The 17,222-nt window shown below is 66.1% G+C and carries 17 protein-coding genes; 7 read left to right on the top strand and 10 right to left on the bottom strand.

The genetic code is table 11. The annotated features are described in order from the left end of the window. The first annotated feature begins 1 nt into the window (after window position 1). Window positions 2-1,591 (top strand): sensor domain-containing diguanylate cyclase, encoded by a 1,590-nt coding sequence (locus tag HV793_RS19375; protein WP_175213798.1) that lies wholly within the window; start codon window positions 2-4, stop codon window positions 1,589-1,591. A 3-nt stretch (window positions 1,592-1,594) separates the two neighbouring features. Here the strand turns inward: HV793_RS19375 and HV793_RS19370 are convergent, their stop codons facing one another. Beyond that, window positions 1,595-3,682, bottom strand: coding sequence for an AsmA family protein (locus tag HV793_RS19370; RefSeq protein WP_175213797.1), 2,088 nt, complete (start codon window positions 3,680-3,682; stop codon window positions 1,595-1,597). Between the two features lie 346 nt (window positions 3,683-4,028). Between HV793_RS19370 and HV793_RS19365 the strand changes: the two genes are divergently transcribed. Beyond that, window positions 4,029-5,951: an LTA synthase family protein gene (locus tag HV793_RS19365; protein ID WP_175213796.1), complete on the top strand. Its 1,923-nt coding sequence runs from the start codon at window positions 4,029-4,031 to the stop codon at window positions 5,949-5,951. Between the two features lie 19 nt (window positions 5,952-5,970). On the opposite strand, the gene HV793_RS19360 is transcribed toward HV793_RS19365, so the two are convergent. Beyond that, complete coding sequence (locus tag HV793_RS19360; protein ID WP_054457558.1) at window positions 5,971-6,576, bottom strand: DNA-3-methyladenine glycosylase I; 606 nt, start codon at window positions 6,574-6,576, stop codon at window positions 5,971-5,973. Between the two features lie 239 nt (window positions 6,577-6,815). On the opposite strand from HV793_RS19360, the gene HV793_RS19355 reads away from it, so the two are divergent. Further along, window positions 6,816-7,277, top strand: a complete 462-nt coding sequence (locus HV793_RS19355) for a YkgJ family cysteine cluster protein (RefSeq protein WP_059373686.1) — start codon at window positions 6,816-6,818, stop codon at window positions 7,275-7,277. Window positions 7,278-7,285: 8 nt separating this feature from the next. On the opposite strand, the gene HV793_RS19350 is transcribed toward HV793_RS19355, so the two are convergent. Beyond that, complete coding sequence (locus tag HV793_RS19350) at window positions 7,286-8,149, bottom strand: alpha/beta hydrolase (RefSeq protein ID WP_175213795.1); 864 nt, start codon at window positions 8,147-8,149, stop codon at window positions 7,286-7,288. A gap of 188 nt (window positions 8,150-8,337) precedes the next feature. Next, window positions 8,338-9,120, bottom strand: a complete 783-nt coding sequence (locus HV793_RS19345; RefSeq protein WP_119451421.1) for a helix-turn-helix transcriptional regulator — start codon at window positions 9,118-9,120, stop codon at window positions 8,338-8,340. A 104-nt stretch (window positions 9,121-9,224) separates the two neighbouring features. Here HV793_RS19345 and HV793_RS19340 point away from each other — a divergent pair, with 104 nt between their 5' ends. From HV793_RS19340 to HV793_RS19330, 3 genes are all read left to right on the top strand, one after another. Beyond that, a complete protein-coding gene (locus tag HV793_RS19340) occupies window positions 9,225-9,665 on the top strand; it encodes a Fur family transcriptional regulator (RefSeq protein WP_054457561.1) in 441 nt (146 codons plus the stop codon). Then, window positions 9,662-10,081 (top strand): hypothetical protein, encoded by a 420-nt coding sequence (locus HV793_RS19335; RefSeq protein WP_054457562.1) that lies wholly within the window; start codon window positions 9,662-9,664, stop codon window positions 10,079-10,081. Before HV793_RS19340 ends, HV793_RS19335 begins: the two co-directional genes overlap by 4 nt. 110 nt (window positions 10,082-10,191) lie before the next feature. Then, window positions 10,192-10,479: a hypothetical protein gene (locus tag HV793_RS19330; protein ID WP_054457563.1), complete on the top strand. Its 288-nt coding sequence runs from the start codon at window positions 10,192-10,194 to the stop codon at window positions 10,477-10,479. A gap of 11 nt (window positions 10,480-10,490) precedes the next feature. Here the strand turns inward: HV793_RS19330 and HV793_RS19325 are convergent, their stop codons facing one another. Genes HV793_RS19325 through HV793_RS19305 form a run of 5 tightly spaced genes read right to left on the bottom strand, consistent with a single transcriptional unit; the run spans window position 10,491 to window position 14,909 of the window. Continuing rightward, window positions 10,491-11,510 (bottom strand): fumarylacetoacetate hydrolase family protein, encoded by a 1,020-nt coding sequence (locus HV793_RS19325; protein ID WP_175213794.1) that lies wholly within the window; start codon window positions 11,508-11,510, stop codon window positions 10,491-10,493. Next, window positions 11,507-12,049: a VOC family protein gene (locus tag HV793_RS19320; RefSeq protein WP_054457565.1), complete on the bottom strand. Its 543-nt coding sequence runs from the start codon at window positions 12,047-12,049 to the stop codon at window positions 11,507-11,509. Before HV793_RS19320 ends, HV793_RS19325 begins: the two co-directional genes overlap by 4 nt. A gap of 8 nt (window positions 12,050-12,057) precedes the next feature. Further along, window positions 12,058-13,035, bottom strand: coding sequence for a Bug family tripartite tricarboxylate transporter substrate binding protein (locus tag HV793_RS19315; RefSeq protein WP_175213793.1), 978 nt, complete (start codon window positions 13,033-13,035; stop codon window positions 12,058-12,060). A gap of 30 nt (window positions 13,036-13,065) precedes the next feature. Next, window positions 13,066-13,269 carry a hypothetical protein gene (locus HV793_RS19310; RefSeq protein ID WP_054457567.1) on the bottom strand — a complete coding sequence of 68 codons (204 nt, stop codon included), beginning with the start codon at window positions 13,267-13,269 and terminating at the stop codon, window positions 13,066-13,068. Further along, window positions 13,266-14,909: an FAD-dependent monooxygenase gene (locus HV793_RS19305; protein ID WP_175213792.1), complete on the bottom strand. Its 1,644-nt coding sequence runs from the start codon at window positions 14,907-14,909 to the stop codon at window positions 13,266-13,268. The genes HV793_RS19310 and HV793_RS19305 overlap by 4 nt, the downstream gene beginning before the upstream one ends. A gap of 172 nt (window positions 14,910-15,081) precedes the next feature. Between HV793_RS19305 and HV793_RS19300 the strand changes: the two genes are divergently transcribed. Next, on the top strand, window positions 15,082-15,822 hold the full coding sequence (locus tag HV793_RS19300) for a helix-turn-helix transcriptional regulator (RefSeq protein WP_225589009.1): 741 nt from the start codon (window positions 15,082-15,084) through the stop codon (window positions 15,820-15,822). 25 nt (window positions 15,823-15,847) lie between these two features. Here HV793_RS19300 and HV793_RS19295 read toward each other — a convergent pair whose 3' ends face one another. Next, the gene (locus HV793_RS19295) at window positions 15,848-16,813 is read right to left on the bottom strand and encodes a LysR substrate-binding domain-containing protein (RefSeq protein WP_054457570.1); all 966 of its coding nucleotides are present in this window, start codon (window positions 16,811-16,813) and stop codon (window positions 15,848-15,850) included. Window positions 16,814-17,222: the final 409 nt, after the last annotated feature.

The raw sequence follows: 17,222 nt of genomic DNA, 5'->3' as shown, positions 1-17,222 counted from the left end.
CATGTTCCGGATCAATCTGCGGCATCTCATCCTGTGGATCAGCTTGCTGTCGGTTGTGCTCGCGCTGATGGGCAGCCTGCATGCCAGCTACCTGGTGCAGCGCGACCTTCTGCTGCGCACCGCGCTGGAACTCAATCAGGCCTACGCTTCCAAGCTGGCTTCCGTGACCGACGTGTTCCTGACCGACCTCAGAAACTATCTGTCGTATAGCGCGGAAATGCTGGCCGACATGGAAGTGCACCCCGAACACATGGTGGCCGAGACGCAGCGGCAGGAACGGCAACTCGGCCAATTCAACTCCACGTTTGTCGTGTCGCCGCAAGGCAAGGTACTGGCGGCATCGACATCGGACCGCGCGTTGCTGGGCCAGCAGCTGAACAGCGAGGCCGTCAGGCGCGCGCAAGCAACCTTGCTCCCCACGGTCAGCCCTCCGTTCATGGACCTCAAGAACCGCTGGCTGATCCTGTACACCCACCCTATTTTCTCGGCCGACCACCGCTATCTGGGGTTTCTCGGCGGCACGCTTTACCTGCATGAGCACAACATGCTGGATCACCTGCTGAGCCAGCACTTCTACCGCGGCGACTCCTCTCTTTACGTCATCGATCGCAACGGCACCCTGATCTATCACCCCGACCGCGGCCGGTTGGGACAAAGCGTCTCCAAATCCGACGCGTTCGCCCCCGCCTTGCGGGGCGAAACCGGTGAAATGCGCTTCACCGACGACGACGGCCACGCCTTGCTGACGGGCTATGCGCCAGTGCCCGGCATGGGCTGGAGCATCATCGCGCAACGCCACGTCGACGCCACGTTGCAGCCCCTGGGCGATCTGCTTCTGACCACGGCTCTCCATACCCTGCCCCTGCTGCTGCTTTCCGTGGCTTCCATCTGGCTGCTGTCGCGCTGGATCGCCCGGCCGCTAGGCGAACTGGCCGGCATCGCCAAGCACATGCAGAACGCGGATTCGGCGGATCGCATCCGCGACGTGCGCTCCTGGTACTTTGAAGCCGCGCAACTCAAGCGCGCGCTGCTGGCGGGCCTGTCCTCGATCCATCACAAGATCCGCGACCTGCGCCGTGAAACCACCACGGATACCTTGACGGGCCTCTTGAACCGGCGAGGAATGGACGAGGCGCTGGCGCTGCTGCAAGCCGAGAAGCAACCGGTGGCCGCCGTGGTCATCGACATTGACCACTTCAAGCACATCAATGACCGCTACGGCCACGCGGTGGGAGACCGCGCACTGCAGTCCCTGGCCAAGCTGATGGGCGAAGGTTCGCGCAGCGGCGACACCGTGGCGCGCGCCGGCGGCGAAGAATTCGTCATGCTGCTGCCCGGCGCACCCCTGGAAGCCGCCATCGCGCTGGTCGAGCGGCTGCGCCAGCGTATTGCCACGGAGCCGGGCGCCGTCGCCACGCCCCTCACCATTTCGGCAGGCGTGGCGGCCTACCCCGCACATGGCGCGACGCTCGACGCCGTACTACAGCGCGCCGACCAGGCGCTCTACTACGCCAAGAACCATGGCCGCAACGCCGTCTGCGTCGCGGACGACGATGCCCAGGCCGGAGCGCGCCGGGCCTCGCCGGCCTGAGCCCTATTTGCCTTTGGGCTGAGCGGGCGGCGGGGCCTTGGGCGGCACGCGCATCTCCTTCAGCAAGGGGCCGCAGGCATTGTCGTCGGTGGTGCTGGGCGCAACCAGCGCCAACAGCCCGGCGGCCGGCGTCAGCAGTACGCCCAGGGCCACCATGCCCGCGCCACGCGCCGCCAGCGGCAACACATGCACGCCTACGTCCGGCGATCCGAACGTACCCCGCACATACAAGGGAGAGCGCAGCGAGAAGATGCGGAAGCCCTTGCTGTCCGGGGTGATGTCCAGGTCCATCTTCTCGTTCTTGAAGTCAGCCGTGCCGGTAATGCTGATCAGCGCGTTCTCGGTGTCGAACACGAACACGCGCGGCGTCATGACGCCGTTCTTCATTTCCAGATCGGCCGCGCCGCAATTGATCTTCACCTCGTCGTCGCCGAACAGCTTGGAGACGACGTAGTTGCCCACGTTGAGCCCCGCGATCTCCATCAGGCTGCGGCTGATGACGCCATCGTTGACCAACATTTTCACATCGCCCGTCGCCGTGCCCAGCAAGGCGGCCACCGAATTTCCCGCGCCGCTCACCGCCATGTCGCCATTCAGCTCGCCCAGCGTTTTCTGCATGGCAGCTGTGGCGGGAAACAGCTGCTTGAGCCGCAGGCGGCGCGCGCTGATGTCCACGCGCCCGGTCAGGGTCGAGCCGGAGCCGTCCAGCCGTATGGTGGAATTGATGTTGCCGCCGGCCATGCCGAAGCGCAGGGGGTCGAGCGTCAGCTTGCCGTCCTGCAGCACCAGGTGCACGGACAGGTCCGACAGCGGCAGCTTGCTGTCGTGCACGATGCGGCCGGCGTCCAGCGCAACGTCCGCATCCATGTCACGCCAGCGGTCGGTGCGGAATGCCTGCGTGGGCAGCACCTTGCCGCCCTTGGGCTTGGCCGGCGCGTCCTTGGCCTTGTCCGTTGCGGCGCCCGCCACCTTGCCCGACGGCACGCCGATCAGCGGCCCCAGGTCCTCCATGCGCAATTGTTTGGAGGAAAGCTTGCCGGTCAGCTTGGGCCGGGGCATACCCAATGCGAAGCTGATGTCGCCATGCAGATCGCTGTTGCCTACCTTGCCGTTGAAATCCTTGTAGTCGAACACCGCCCCGCCGGGATTGCGCAGCTTGGCCACCAGATGGCCGTCAGTGGAATACGGCGGCGTGTCCGGCAGGGTGACACCCGTCAGCGGATACAGCTGCGCCATGGACGCGCCCGACAGCTTCAAACGCAGATCCAGCGAGCCAAGATTGACCGGATCGGTCAAGGTCCCCGCGACTGACGCCCGGGTACCGCCGATGGTCACGTCCGCCTGCACAGGAAAAGGCTGGCTGGCGTCCTGCAGGGCAAGCATGCCGCCAACCTTGCCTTCGCCCTTGGTGGCCAGGCCCTTGAACTTGCCGTCCAGCTTCCAGCCGAATACGTAGTCGCGCGGCGACGTCGCGGCGCCACCCTCCGGTGCCGCGAAGGCCGTCCCGGCTACGTCCGCGAACGGCACTGGCTTGCCCAGCGGATCCACCATCACGGTCAGGTCCGCCTTGAGGACTTCGTCCACCAGCGCCGCGCGGCCCTTGTCAAAGCCGATCTCGTTGATGTCCAGCACCCAGGGCGAAGGCTCGCCGGTTTCTGGCAACGTAAATTCCCAGTTGGCGCGGCCGTCGGCCAGGCGCTGCAAATCGGCGGCGGGTTCGGTCAGCTGGATGCGGCGGATGACCACGCGCTGGCGCAACAGCGGCAGGAGCGCCAGGCTGAACTCGCCGCGCTTGAGGGTTGCGAACTGGGGGGCCTTGGCCCAGGGCACATTGGCCACCGAGATATCGTTGGCAATCACATGCGGCCATGGCACCCAGGCCCGCCAGCTGCCTTCATCGGGCTCGCGAGTCCATTTGACGCTGAGATCGCCGTTGATGGCGAAGGGGCGTCCGATCGCGGCGCTGGCCCGTTCGTTGATGAAGGGCTTGGCGCGGTTCCAGTCGAAGGTGGCGATCACCGCCACCAAAATCGCCACGAGGAGCGCCGCTCCCCCTACAATCCCGATCGCTATTTTTCCTGAGCGCGTCATGGTTATTATCCTTGGCATTGCGGCCGGCGCACCGCTACCGGCCCTCGTTACCTTTAAGGGTATCGCGGCCCGCAGGGCCAGCCAGGCTTTCCGGCCCCATAATGTGTGCGGATTTTTCCTCGCCCGGCTCTCCAGGCGGCGGCGCCCGGCGCGTGCCAGCCGGGGTTTGCGCAGCATGGCGCGTGCCCAGCCCTGGGACGGCCGGTTACAAACCGAAATGGCTTCCTACGGCGAAATGTGACCCAGACGTCGGCGCCTACCGAATTTTCGACGCCGGTCACGCTCAAATGCCTGAACGACAGACCCCGGCCCCTCTGACCGGGCAGCAGAACAACCTGGAGGCCCGATGCGGCATTCGACCTTGATTTTCGTGGTAGCGGCATTTGCGCTGCTGACGCTCAGCCGCCTGGCGCTGGCCGCCTGGCAGTCCAAGCGCGTGCGCAATGCCGGGGGGCTCCTCCCCCTGCTGCTCGGCGGGCTGCGCATCGACGCGCACCAGATCGCCGTGCTGGCGGCGCTGCCGGCCGTGCTGTCGCCCTTGTTCGGACACATCCCGCTGGCCGCCACGCTGGCCGGCTACTGGTATTTGGTCGCCTTCATCCTGCTGGCCTTCCTGGAAGTGGCCACCCCGCCCTTCATCCTGGAATACGACTCCCGCCCCAACCGCCTGTTCGTCGAATACCTGAAGCATCCGCGCGAAGTCTCCGGCATGCTCTGGCGCGGCTACAAGGGCGCACTGGTGGGCGGTCTGGCCGTCGTGGCCCTCATTGGTTGGGGCGCCTACGGCCTGTTCGGCCACGCCCTGCCCGACGCGCAACTGAGCTGGTGGCAGATGCCGCTAGCCAGTCTGGCGATCCTGGCCATCGTCATCCTGGCCATCCGCGGCACGCTGGGCCACCGCCCGATCAACCCGTCCTCGGTCGCCTATAGCTCGGACGGCATGCTCAACACGCTGGCGTTGAACTCGCTCTATAACGTGTTCTATGCCGTCTACAGCATGAAAAACGAAAAGTCCGCCTCCGCCGTGTACGGCGGCATGGACGACGACAAGATGCACGCGAGGGTGCTGGCCCAGGCAGGCCTGCCCAACCCGCCCGCCAACCCCGACTACCCCAGCCTGCACCGCCAGGTGGCCACCCGCAAAACGGCGCGGCCGCTGAACCTGGTGATCATCCTGGAAGAAAGCCTGGGCGCGCAGTATTGCGCCGGCCTGGGCGGAGCCGACCTGACGCCGGAACTGGACGCCCTGGCGCGCGAAGCCTGGACCTTCACCCGCGCCTATGCCACCGGCACCCGCTCGGTGCGCGGGCTGGAAGCGGTGGTCACGGGCTTTCTGCCCACTCCGGCGCAGGCGGTGCTGAAGCTGCCGCGCTCGCAGCGCGGTTTCTTCTCGCTGGCCGACCTGCTCGGACGCCATGGCTACCATTCGCGCTTCATCTACGGCGGCGAATCGCACTTCGACAACATGAAGGGCTTCTTCCTGGGCAACGGTTTCAAGCAGATCGTGGACCGGCCCGATTTCGTGGACCCGGCCTTCGTCGGCACCTGGGGCGCGTCGGACGAAGACATGTTCAACCAGCTTGACCGGCTGCTGCGCGAAGACGGCGACCAGCCCACCTTCACGCTGGCCTTCAGCGTGTCCAACCATTCGCCCTGGGAGTACCCGGCAGGCCGCATCCAGACCGACGGCAACCCGGCCACCGTGGAAAACACCGTGCGCTACGCCGACTGGGCGCTGGGCCGCTTCTTTGAACGCGCCAAAGCCTCGCCGTACTGGGAGAACACCGTGTTCCTGATAGCGGCGGACCACGATTCCCGCGTCTTCGGCGCCAGCCTGGTGCCCGTGCGCCACTTCCATATTCCGGCCGTGATCCTGGGCGCCGGCATCGAGCCGCGCCGCGACGACCGCCTGATCAGCCAGATCGACCTGGCGCCGACCCTGCTGTCGCTGATAGGCGTGGACACCGAGCACCCCATGATCGGCCACGACCTTACCCGCAGCACGCCAGGCCGAGCGATCATGCAGTACGACAACACCTACGGCTATCTGAAGGAAGACGATCTGCTGGTGATGGCGCCCAACAAGACGCCGCTGCAGTATCGCTACACGGCGCCCGAGGAATACGCACCCGTGCCGCTGGATCCCGAGTTGGCGGCCGAGGCGCTGGCGCATGCGCTGTGGCCCAGCTGGGCCTATCGCGAAGGCCGCTACAGCCTGCCGGAACAGGCTGGCGCATCCTCCGCCTCCGGCGACAAGCCGGCCCTGTGAGTTCCCTGCCCCGCGGCCGCTACGCCGGCCGCTTGAACGCTTTGCGGGCTTTCTCGCTGGCGGCGTGGCAATGGCAATCGGGGCTGTGGTCATTCACCATGCCCACCGACTGCATGAAGGCGTAGACGGTGGTGGGCCCGACAAATTTCCAGCCCAGTTTCTTCAGCGCCTTGGACAAGGCCTCGGATTGCGCCGAGGTCGAAGCGCCGCGGGTCGACGGCGCCCCCTTCGGGGCTTCGAAGCGCCACAGGTAGGCGCCCAGCGAGCCTTCGCGCTCGATCATTTCCAGCGCACGGGCGGCATTGTTGATGACGGCTTCGATCTTGCCGCGATGGCGCACGATGCCGGCGTCGTCCAGCAGCCTCAACACCTCTTTTTCGCCGAAGCGCGCCACCTTGGCGGGCTCGAAGTTGGCGAAGCCGCGGCGGAAAGCGTCGCGCTTGGACAGGATGGTGCGCCAGCTCAACCCCGACTGGAATCCCTCCAGGCAAAGCTGCTCGAACAGCGCCCGGTCGTCGCCCTCGGGGTAGCCCCATTCGGTGTCGTGGTAGGCCATGTACTCGGCGGAGGTGTCCACCCAGCCGCAACGGATCAGACCGTCGGGGGATTCGGTATTTGCGTTCAAGGCAGGCTCCTGGGCGCTATCGGGGCTACCGATGCTACCGCAGCAACGTCCCCGATAAAAGTCCGCCCATGCGCAAAAAAAGCATGGCGGCCGCCGATCATATCCCGCTACTATTTGCAGCCCTGATCCCGCGCCGGCCCTGTCCGCGCGCGTCCCGGCGCTGTACGGGGGGTCTGCATCATGCAGCCCGTTTTGCGAGCCAGCCGGGGCCTGGACAGGTTTTCAGCCTTCCGCGCGCCATGTCCCTGCTAGAGTCCTCTCTTATTTCCTTCGTCTCTCCCGCCGTCCTGGCAGGCGACGACCCGGCCGCCAACCCCTGTCTGGACTGCGGGGCGTGCTGTGCGCATTTCAGGGTGTCGTTCTATTGCGGCGAACTGGCAGGCGAGAACGGCGGCCATGTGCCGGTGGAACTGGTCACCCAGATGAGCCCGCTGCGCGCGTGCATGAAGGGCACGGAAACCGGCGGCGGCCGCTGCATCTCGCTGCGCGGCGAACTCGGCCAGCCCGGCATCCATTGCGCCATCTACGAAAACCGCCCCACGCCGTGCCGGGAATTCGACATCTGGATGCCGGACGGCTCGCCCAATCCGGATTGCCAGCGCCTGCGCCTGGCGCTGGGATTGGCCCCGGTGCCGCCCCGGCCGGACGCCGAGAACGACCCGCAAGGCCCGCTGCACCCCAACCAGCCCGCCGCGGCCTGAGTCGGGTTTCAGCCGGCGCAGGAATGGCCGGCCTGCGCCAGCATCGCCTGCCCGGAGCAGACATCGGCCGCGGGGGCCCGAACCCGCTTGCGCATTCGGACGATGTCGGGGTCCTTGCCCAGGAAGCCCAGCACATTGCGCATCACGCGTTCGCGCTCCTGGTCCACGCAGATCATGTGATAGCTGTCCTCCAGCATCACCACCGTCGACTGGGATATGCGCCGCTCCAGGAAGCGGGCTGAGCGCGGACTGGTCAGCTCGTCCTCTTCCGCATGCATGATCAGAGTCGGGCAGCGCATGCGCTCCAGCCCGCGCCGCACCATGCCGCGCAACCGGTCCACCTGGCGCACGCAAGCCAGCGGCACCCACTGGTAATGGAAACCGTCGCCGCGCGCGAACCCCGCCTTGATGAAGGCGCGCACCAGTTCGCTCTTGACTCCATATGGATCTTCCTCGCGCACGCGAATCCGCCGCCGCAGGCCCGGCAGGCGATACACCAGGTAGCGCACGGCCCGGTACCAGGGCGTGCTCCATCCATCCAGGAACACCGGCGCGGACAGCGACACCAACGCGCCGCGCGTGTGCGATTCGCGCTTGCATAGCTCCACCGCCAGCAGCGCCCCCAGGCACATGCCGATGACATGCAGTACCTCGTATTGCGCACAAAGTTCGCGATAGCGCTGCGTGACCACCGCTATCCAGTCCTCGACCGTCACGTCAAGCAGGTCTTCCGGACAACCGGCATGGCCTGGCAAGGTCACGCCGTGGGGTTCGACCCCGGCGCGCGCCAGCACCTTGTGCATGGCGCCCATGTCGAATTCGGTGCCGCCCAAGCCGTGGATAAGCAGCGCGCCGACGCGTTGCTGGCTCACGGCGCACTCCCGGCCGGCGGCAACGCCAATAAAAACAAGTCATTCATGAAACACCCCTGAAGCATGGCGGGCAGGACGAAAAGGCCTGTCCGACCCTGGCGTCATACTAGGCAGGGGGTGTCCGGGAAGATCGGCAAAACTGTCGGAGAACCGTGAAAATCCGTAAAGCCCACGGCCGGGGGGCTGAACTACTCGCGTTCGGCCAGGTAGCGCGTAGGCGTCACGCCGAAAGCGGCGCGGAAGCTGCCGATGAAGGCGCTGGTGCTCTCGTAACCCACCGAGAGGCCGGCCTCGGTGACCGAGCCGCCGCGGCAAAGCAGCTCCAGGGCGCGCAACAGGCGCGCCTGCTGGCGCCATTGCCCCAGCGTGACGCCCGTTTCCTGGCGGAAGCGGCGCATCAGCGTGCGCGAGGACATGCTCAGGCGCTGCGCCCACTCATCGATGCCGGCGGTGTCGTCTGGCCGGTCCAGCAGCGTATTGGCCAGATCCTGCAAACGCGGATCGACAGGCATGGGCAACAGCACGGGTTCATGCTCGCGCTGCTTGAGCTCTTCCAGCAGCACGTCGAACAACTGTTCCTGGTAGGCGGGAGACAAGGTCGTGTTCGGCTGGACCGACGTGAAGCGGTCCATCAGGGCTTCGATCAGCCTGGACGCGGGCCAGGAGCGGCAGCGGTCCGGCAGGCGCCCGCAGGCGTCGCGGCGCACGTACAGGAAGGACCCGCGCGCCTCGCCGAACCAGCGCGCGCCGTGCTGCACGCCGGGCGGAATCCAGCCCAAACTGCCCGGCATCACCGTCCAAACCTGGGCGCCCGCCTGCACCAGCACCAGCCCCTCGTGCACGAGCACCAACATGCCCTCGTCATGGACATGAGAGGGTACGGCAATGCCTTTGGATTCACGCCGTCCCTGGACGCTGAACGGCGTCAGCAATACGTCCGGCAGGGGAGGCGCAACGGCCACGTGAAGCATGGTTGGCAGGTTTGAGCTACAGGTTGACGGTTTCCGGTGAGCGGATCCAGTTGGAAATGTACATCATTCTCACCTGGATATCAGCCACGCAAGGAAAACCTCCCATGGACCACTCAAGACTGCGCCATGCCGGCATCAAGGCCACCTTCCCGCGCATGAAGATCCTGGATCTCTTCTATCAGCACGCCGGCCTGCACATGAGCCCGGCCGACATCTACCGCAACCTGCTCTCGGACAGCAGCAACATCGGACTGGCCACCGTTTATCGCGTCATCACGCAACTTGAAGGCGCCGGCCTGCTCAAACGAACTCAGCTCGACGCCCACACCACCGTGTACGAGCTCAACGACAAAGGACACCACGACCATCTGGTCTGCACCGATTGCGGACGGATCCTTGAGTCCAGCGACCCGGCCATGGGCCAGCTGGTCAGGAAGATCGCCAAGCGCAGCGGCTTCCTGCTGGACTCCTACAGCCTGGTGCTTTACGGCCACTGCGGCTGCGGCAAGAACGCCGCCGCCCTTCCTCACGGAGAATTCGAATGAACCACGAACAGTTTTTCTTCCACGACCTGTCCCAGTTTCCCATCGTCACGTCCAGGCATGGCGGCGCGCCCGACGGCTATTCCGCCAGCTGGATACGCGAAATGGAAATGCTGGTAAACAACCCCCAGAGCTTCGTCATGGTCGTGCCCGACATGCGGCAGGAAGCCGGCCAGGCCGACCGCAAGGCCATGATCGAATGGCAGACCGCCAACATGCCGCGCCTGAAGGCCCGCTGCCGGGCATTCATCGCCGTGGAGGGCAATGCCGAAGCGTTGGACAAGATCCGCAAGCGCGGCGAAAAGATGACCCGCGCCTTCGGCGTGCCATTCCTGGCCGTGGCCACCGTCGGCCAGGCGGCGCAATGCGCCCGCGAACTGCTGGGCCAGTCGGGCCCGGGGGGCTTTATCGTCGACTAGAAGGGCCCGTCGATTTAAGAGTTGGCCGCCAGCGCCGTTGTCCATTGATGTCAGGGCGCTGGTACCCGCCGGGTTGCGCGCCCCTTCAACCCCAGGACCGGCCGCCCAGCATGAATCGCGCACTCGCCTGCATTTTTTGCCAATCGACGCTTGCGCAAGGCGCCCCGCTGCTCGAACAGAACGGTGCAGCCATCTGCAAGGCCTGTGCCGACAGCTTCTCGGCCCGGTTCTCCGAACGCGCCTGGACCATGGCGGCCAGCCTGCAGGAACAGCTCGACGTGCTGCTGGACGAAAGCCGGCGCGCCCTGGCCCATAGCGAATTGATGGCGGAGCGCGCCCGCAGCTGCGGCCTGAACCTGCACGATCTGTCGGCCATGCCGGCGCGCACCCTGTCCTGAAATCCCCGCGGTCAGCGCCCTCCTCCTGCGATTTGCACACGTTGGTCGATGGCGCCGAACGGCGCATCGCCATCCGGTCCGCGCGCCAGGATGCGCACGCGATCGCCATGCCGCAGGTAGGGCGGCAGCCGCGCTTCCGGCACTCCGTCGAGCTGCGCGCGAACCCGCGCTTCGGTAATGCAGGCGCTGCCCGCGCCCGGATCCGCATTGCTGATGGTCCCCGCGCCGACGATGCTGCCTGCCGCCAGGCTGCGCGTCCTGGCAAGGTGCGCGATGATCTGTGCGAAGTTGAAGACGATCTCGCTATTGGCGTGAGGCTCGCCGAAGCGCTCGCCGTTGATCTCGATGCGCACGGGCAGGTCCAGCATGCAATCCTTCCAGGCGGCGCCCAGCGCGTCCGGCGTCACCGCGATGGGCGCAAAGCTGGTCGCCGGCTTGCTCTGGTAGAACCCAAAGCCCTTGGAGAGCTCACCCGGAATCAGCCCGCGCAGTGACACGTCGTTGAGCAGGACCACCAGCGCGATCAAATCGGCGGCCCGGGCGGCATCGGTGCCCATGGGCACATCCTTGGTGATCACGGCGACCTCGGCTTCCAGGTCGACCTGATGGGCCTCGTCGATCGCCACGATGGCGTCCTGCGGCCCGATCATCACGTCCGACCCGCCCTGGTACACCAGCGGCTCCTCTTCGTAGCGCGGCGGGATGGGCTCCCGGCGCCACTGGTAGATCAAGCGCGCATGATTGCGGTAGACGGAGGCATCCGCCCACTGATAGGCCCGTGGCAACGGGGCCATGCACTGGCTGGCGTCGAACGCGCCCGCGCCCGCCCACTCGGCGGCGTCGAGCTCCTGCGCGCGGCGGGCGAGCTGCGGCGCCAGCGCATCCCAATCATCCAGCAGGGTTTGCAGCGTAGCGGCGCAGCTCCCCGCGGATATCCATCGCAGGCCCGACGGGCTCACCAGCATCAGCTCGCCGTCACGCGCGCCGTTCCTGCGCGTCGCCACGCGCAATGGCAAGGCAGGCTTGGTCATGCCAGTCTCCCCGGCGCCGCCGCGGCGCCTCGCTTGTCCTCGGTCCAGCGGTCCAGCGCCGCGCGGGCCTCCCGCACATAGCCCTCGACGACTTCGGGCGCGGCCACTTCGACCGTCAGCTCCAGCCGCAGACCGTTGGGATCGAAGAAATAGATCGATTCGATGTAGCTGTCGTGGTCCGTAACGCCGACCACTTCCACGCCATGGGCCTCCAGCCGCGCCTTCATGGCAAGCAGATCGTCGCGCTGCGGCACCCGCAGGGCTATGTGATTGACCCACCCGGGCGTGTTCGGCGATGGCAGCGCCGCGGTCTGGTCGCCCAGGTCGAAAAACGCGATGCAGGAGCCGTCCCGCATGCGGAAAAAAATATGCACATAGGGGCAGAATTCACCGGTGCTGGGCACGGAGTCCTTCTTGATGACATGCACCAGCGGCAAGCCCAACAGGTCTTCGTAGAAGCGTCGGGTCTCCTCGGCATCCCGGCAGCGCCAGGCGAAGTGATGCAGTCCCTGCACGGGACGAGCGGCGGTATGGTCCATGCGATTCCTCAATCGAGCGAGATCTTGTTGGCGCGGATGACTTCGCCCCAGCGCGCCGATTCGGCGCGCGCCAGAGTCCTGAATTCATCCGGCGTTCCGGGCAGCGGCTCGAAACCGAACTCGGCAAAACGCTTCACCACGGCGGGATTGGCCAGCGCCGCATTCAATTCCTGGTTCAGGCGCGCAACCGCTGGCGCCGGCATGCCCTTGGGGCCGAGCATGCCTTGGAACGCGAACACCTCGGCGTCCGGCACGCCCAGTTCGGCCAGTGTCGGCACATCCGGCAGCAGCGGCGAACGGGTCTGCGAGCCGATGGCCAGCGGCCGCACCTTGCCCGCCTTGATGATGGACGCGCCCGAAGCCAGGTCCAGGAACATCACCGGCACCTGCCCGCCCATCACGTCCTGCATGGCAGGCGCAGCGCCGCGGTAAGGCACGTGCGTCAGACGGGCGCCGGTCCGGCTCTGGAACAGCTCCATGGCCAGATGATGCGGCGAGCCGTTGCCGACCGAGGCGTAGTCCACCTTGCCCGGCTCGGCCTGCACGCGCGCCATGAACGTCTTGAAGTCCGCAGCCGGAAACGCCGGATTCACCACCAGCACGAGCGGAAACTTGCCGATGGCCCCGATATAGGTGAAGTCCTTTTCCGGACTGAAGGCCAGCTTGCGGAACAGGTGCTCGTTGAAGGCCAGCACACCGTTGTCCGCCGACATGACGGTGTAGCCGTCGGGCTTAGCGTTGGCGACCTGCTCCGCGCCGATATTGGTCGCGGCCCCCGGCCGGTTGTCGATGATGATCTGCTGGCCCAGCGCGGCGCGCATGGACTCGGCCAGCGTGCGCGCGAGGTTGTCGGTGCCTCCGCCCGCGGGATACGGCACCACCCACTTGATCAGTTGGTCGGGATACTTGCCCTGGGCGCGGGCCAGCGGCGTGGCGGCGGCCAGGGCCGAGGCCCCCAGCGCCGCGAGGAAATGGCGTCGGTTCAAGTCTGTCTCCTTTGGAATGGTCGTCGCCGGTCAGTCGGCTGAAAGCGAAGGATTGGGCAGGTCAAGCAAGGCGTGCTCGATGGCGTCCAGGCAACGCTGCTCGTCCTGGACCTGCTCGAACAACAGCAGGGCCAGGCGCGCCAGAAACAAGGACTCACGCCCGCGCCCGGCGGTCGCGATGGCGTTGCTGCAGCGGGCATAGATACGGTCCTGGACCGCGGCGTCGACAATCATTGAATGGCTCCTTGCGCCCCACAGGCGCGTTCGATGGCGGACAGCACGGTGTCCAGCGATGGCGAACGCCACCGGCCGCAGACATGGCCGTCGGGCCGCAACAGATAGGCCATGCCGGCCTGCGGCGACTCCGCGTGCGCCGCAGGCGCGGCACAACGGCAAGGCAGAAACCGCCACGCAGGCGAAGCCGTCAGCGCTTCCAGCGCCTCCTGTTCCGGCCAGCCTCCGAACGCCAACAAAGTGAAACTGCCAGGCGTCAGCAGATCGGTCAGGTGCCCGCCGCCCGCCGTCCCGCCGTCCGTCAGCGGCGCGCCTGGCGCCCAATCGCCCCCGCCCTCGTCATCCGTCGACAAGGGCGATCCCGCATAGGCGATGGCTCGCGTCTGCCGCGGATTGACCAGGCGCGCGATGCCCGGATGCCGGCCCGCCAGCGACAGGCAGGCCTCGCGCATCAGATCGAAGCCGCGATGCGGCGGCGACATGAACTCGGTACTGCGCATGGCGTTCTCGGCATTGACGTGGAACGCCTGCCGCCGTTCGCTGCAATAGCTGTCCAGCAGAGCATCCGCGCCCTTGCCTTGCAGCACGGCCGCCAGCTTCCAGACCAGGTTGTCGGCATCGTCAAAACCTGAATTCAAGCCGCGCACGCCGAAAATCGGCATGGCATGCGCGGCGTTGCCAGCGAACAGGATGCGGCCATGCCGATAGGCATCCAGCGTCATCGCGCCCGCGCGGTACACCGAAGTCCACACCGGCGTCCAGGGCAGATGTCCTTCGCCGATGGCGTCCAGATGCGTCTGCACGAATGCCTGCACCTGATCCGGCTGCAAGGCTTGCGCGGCATCCGCGCCGGCCGCCAGTTGATAGTCCACCCGCCAGATGTTGTCCGGCTGGCGATGCATCAGGATGGTGGTCCCGCGCGCCCAGGGCGGGTCGAACCAGGCGCGGCGCTCCGCAGGATGGTCGCTGGCGAGCTCGATATCGACGATCGCGTAGCGGCCTTGATAGCCCGTACCCTTCAGCTCCAGACCCAGGCTGGAGCGTATGAAGCTCTGGCCACCATCGCAGGCCAGCAGCCAGTCGGCGCGCGTCTCGTAGCTGCCCAGCGGATTTTCGACCCGCACGCTCACGCCCCCGGCGTCGGGACGGCATTCGACCACCTTGCTGGCCCAGCGAATATCCACCCGCCCCGGGAAGCGGCCATTGATGTCGTCGATGGCGTCCAGCAGGAACTGTTCGATGTAGTACTGCTGCAGATTGATCATCGGCGGGTACTTGTCGCCCGGCGTCGACGGCATGTCGAACACCAGCACCTCCTCGGTGCCGTAAAAGCTGCGGCCCCGGGTCCAGGCCAGGCCTTTTTCCATGAAGGCCGGCGCCACGCCCAAGCGGTCCAGGATTTCCAGGCTGCGGCGCGAAATACAGGCCGCGCGGCTGCCCTCGCAGACCGAGTCGTCGGCCTCGATCACCACGCTGTCCAGGCCCAGTCGGGCCAGACCCAGCGCGGCCGCCAGCCCCACCGGACCGCCGCCCGCAATCAGCACGCGATGATGCCGGGCCTCACCGCCTTCCGCGTTGAGCCGGGGCAGCGACGGCGGGTAGCGCCGGTACTCGAAGGGTCCGATTCTTTCCAAGGGCATGCGCAAGTCCTGAACGTGTCATCAAAAAAAGGCCGTATTGGCTTGCGTCATATTCTGCGGGGCCGGACTGGTTAATATGTCCTAATTAATCAGGACAGACTAACCCGCTATGAAATTGCTGCCGCTGCCGCCGCGGCCCCTTCCTCCCGGCCAGGCGCTGAGCATTGCACTGATGAATGCAATCGGCGCCGAAAACTTCGCCGCCGGGGTGCTGGACGCGCTGGGCACCACCTTGCCCGCCAGTCATTGCACGGTGTTTGCGCTGCGCAGCAGCGGGCGTGTGGAAGCCGTTTCGAGCGCCAGCGCCATCGGTGAAGTCGCGACGCTGACCGCCATCGAATACATGCGCCTGGGCTTCGACAAGCAGGACTCCAACATGATCTGGCTGTCCCGGCGCAAACCCGCCAAAGCGCGCCAACTCTGGATCGGGCATCAATTCGCCGAAGAGGTCGCCGATGCCCACTACCGCCGCGTCTGCTATGACGAGCCCGGCATACGCGAACGCATGTCGCTGCTGGCCGTGTTCCCTGACGGCTACCGGGTGGCGGTCAGTCTGCACCGGAACTTTTCGTATCCGGACTACGGTCCCAAGGACTTCGAGCGCATGTCGCAACACGCGTCGCTGATCGCGGCGGCAGTCATGCGCCATGTCCAGGTGACCCGGCGCGCGCCCGCGGACCAGCCGCTGCAGGTACAACTCTTGACCAAGCTATCGGGCCGCGAACGGCAACTGATCACGCATGTGCTCGACGGACTGACCACCAAGGAAGCAGCCCTGGAAATGGGCGTGTCCGAGACCACTGCCCTGACCTATCGCTACCGGGCCTTCCAGCATCTGGGCGTGCGCAACCATCGGGAGCTCATGGCGCTGCTGGGCGCGAGCCTTCCCAAGCGCGGCAGGCCGGCGCGCTGACCCAAATTCCGGGCGACAGCCGGCATCACGGCAGGGCCAGTCCCGCGGAGTCCATGAGACCGGATTTTTGCGCGCTGGACCGCCCTTCCTTGGAGGCAGCGAACATGGAGTCCCGTGTGGCGATCAGGCAATCGATGAAGCACTCGGCGGCCGGCGTGGGCGGCGACTCCTTTTTTGCCAGGATCGAAATGCGGGCAGAAGGCAACTCATGCGCCAACGGCATCATGCGCATGTTCGCCGGCAGGAGGTCATGCTCGAACAAAGGGCGTACGAAAATGCCCAGCGCATCGCTTTTTGCCATGATGGCCAACGCCACTGCCACCGAATGGCAGGAAATGGTGTCGCGCGGCAAAGACAGGCCGTGCGCGGCGAAAGCCAGCCTCAGCAGGTTTGTGGGGGCTTCCGGGTTACCCGGCACGAGCCAGGGCGCGTCATGCAACTCAGCCAGGCTGCGCGCCTTGCGCAGCGGATGCCCCAGACGCGCGCCGACCGCGAGCGGCAGCGTGAACAGCGGACGATGCGCGAAACCGTCGATGATCTCGCCGTCGTACTCGGTTTGCACCAGAAAATCGTAGCGTCCGGACTCCAGCTGCTCATGGCTGTAAGGCGGCGCCACTTCATTGAACGAAACCGCCACGCGCGGCATGCGCGCGCGGAATGCAACCAGTGCGTCCGGCACGACGACCAGCGCCGCCGAACTCACGGCCAGGTTCAACGTACCGCCTTCACCATCGCGCATCTGACCGATTTCCTCACGCGCGCGGCGGGTCTCCTGCAGGATGACGATGGCCCGTTTGTACAGCGCCTCGCCGTAGGTAGTCAGCTCCACACCCTTGACGCTGCGGCGCACGAGATCGACCCCCACGGTCTGTTCGAGTTCGCGCAAGCTGCGGGTCGCGGCGGGCTGCGTCACGGAGAGCGCTCGCGCCGCGGCGCGGATGCTGCCGTGCTCGGCGATCAACGCGAAGGCGCGCAATTGGCGTAGGTTCATGCGTTCGGCTCCGGCGGACTTTTGCGGAATACAAAAGGACAGATCACTGCGCGCAACTTCGGTTTTTCATTCTATGGCAACCATATAGCAGCGGCGCACAGATGTGCTCGCGCGGAATTCACCGGCAGCCTGCGGCAGGAACGCCGCCACCGGCGCGGCCACCATTCATGCAAGGCACGATTCGCCCCCGGGGTATATGCGCAGGACTTTCCAGGTCACCCGCCCTATAAGGAAAAGTATTCATTAGAACTCAAATCCTGTCTTTTTCTTATTTCAAGGCGTCCTTATAGTGCCTCTCAAAGAAGGGGGGCCGAGACCAGGATGCACAGACCGCGCCCCCCCGAGAGACACCAGGGAAAACCATGCCTGCCGATCGGCGTGGCCGCCCCATGACGACACTGACGCGCCT

The sequence above is a fragment of the Achromobacter aegrifaciens genome, assembly GCF_902859965.1.
Classification (GTDB): domain Bacteria; phylum Pseudomonadota; class Gammaproteobacteria; order Burkholderiales; family Burkholderiaceae_B; genus Achromobacter; species Achromobacter aegrifaciens.
Note: the sequence above shows the minus strand (reverse complement) of the source record. Positions and strands in the feature narration are given on the sequence as shown.

Excerpts from the sequence above, each read along its gene's own strand:
- HV793_RS19375 (WP_175213798.1), top strand. The coding sequence starts at position 2 with ATGTTCCGGATCAATCTGCGGCATCTCATCCTGTGGATCAGCTTGCTG.
- HV793_RS19370 (WP_175213797.1), bottom strand. The coding sequence starts at position 3,682 with ATGACGCGCTCAGGAAAAATAGCGATCGGGATTGTAGGGGGAGCGGCG.
- HV793_RS19365 (WP_175213796.1), top strand. The coding sequence starts at position 4,029 with ATGCGGCATTCGACCTTGATTTTCGTGGTAGCGGCATTTGCGCTGCTG.
- HV793_RS19355 (WP_059373686.1), top strand. The coding sequence starts at position 6,816 with ATGTCCCTGCTAGAGTCCTCTCTTATTTCCTTCGTCTCTCCCGCCGTC.
- HV793_RS19345 (WP_119451421.1), bottom strand. The coding sequence starts at position 9,120 with ATGCTTCACGTGGCCGTTGCGCCTCCCCTGCCGGACGTATTGCTGACG.
- HV793_RS19340 (WP_054457561.1), top strand. The coding sequence starts at position 9,225 with ATGGACCACTCAAGACTGCGCCATGCCGGCATCAAGGCCACCTTCCCG.
- HV793_RS19335 (WP_054457562.1), top strand. The coding sequence starts at position 9,662 with ATGAACCACGAACAGTTTTTCTTCCACGACCTGTCCCAGTTTCCCATC.
- HV793_RS19330 (WP_054457563.1), top strand. The coding sequence starts at position 10,192 with ATGAATCGCGCACTCGCCTGCATTTTTTGCCAATCGACGCTTGCGCAA.
- HV793_RS19325 (WP_175213794.1), bottom strand. The coding sequence starts at position 11,510 with ATGACCAAGCCTGCCTTGCCATTGCGCGTGGCGACGCGCAGGAACGGC.
- HV793_RS19320 (WP_054457565.1), bottom strand. The coding sequence starts at position 12,049 with ATGGACCATACCGCCGCTCGTCCCGTGCAGGGACTGCATCACTTCGCC.
- HV793_RS19310 (WP_054457567.1), bottom strand. The coding sequence starts at position 13,269 with ATGATTGTCGACGCCGCGGTCCAGGACCGTATCTATGCCCGCTGCAGC.
- HV793_RS19305 (WP_175213792.1), bottom strand. The coding sequence starts at position 14,909 with ATGCCCTTGGAAAGAATCGGACCCTTCGAGTACCGGCGCTACCCGCCG.
- HV793_RS19300 (WP_225589009.1), top strand. The coding sequence starts at position 15,082 with ATGAATGCAATCGGCGCCGAAAACTTCGCCGCCGGGGTGCTGGACGCG.
- HV793_RS19295 (WP_054457570.1), bottom strand. The coding sequence starts at position 16,813 with ATGAACCTACGCCAATTGCGCGCCTTCGCGTTGATCGCCGAGCACGGC.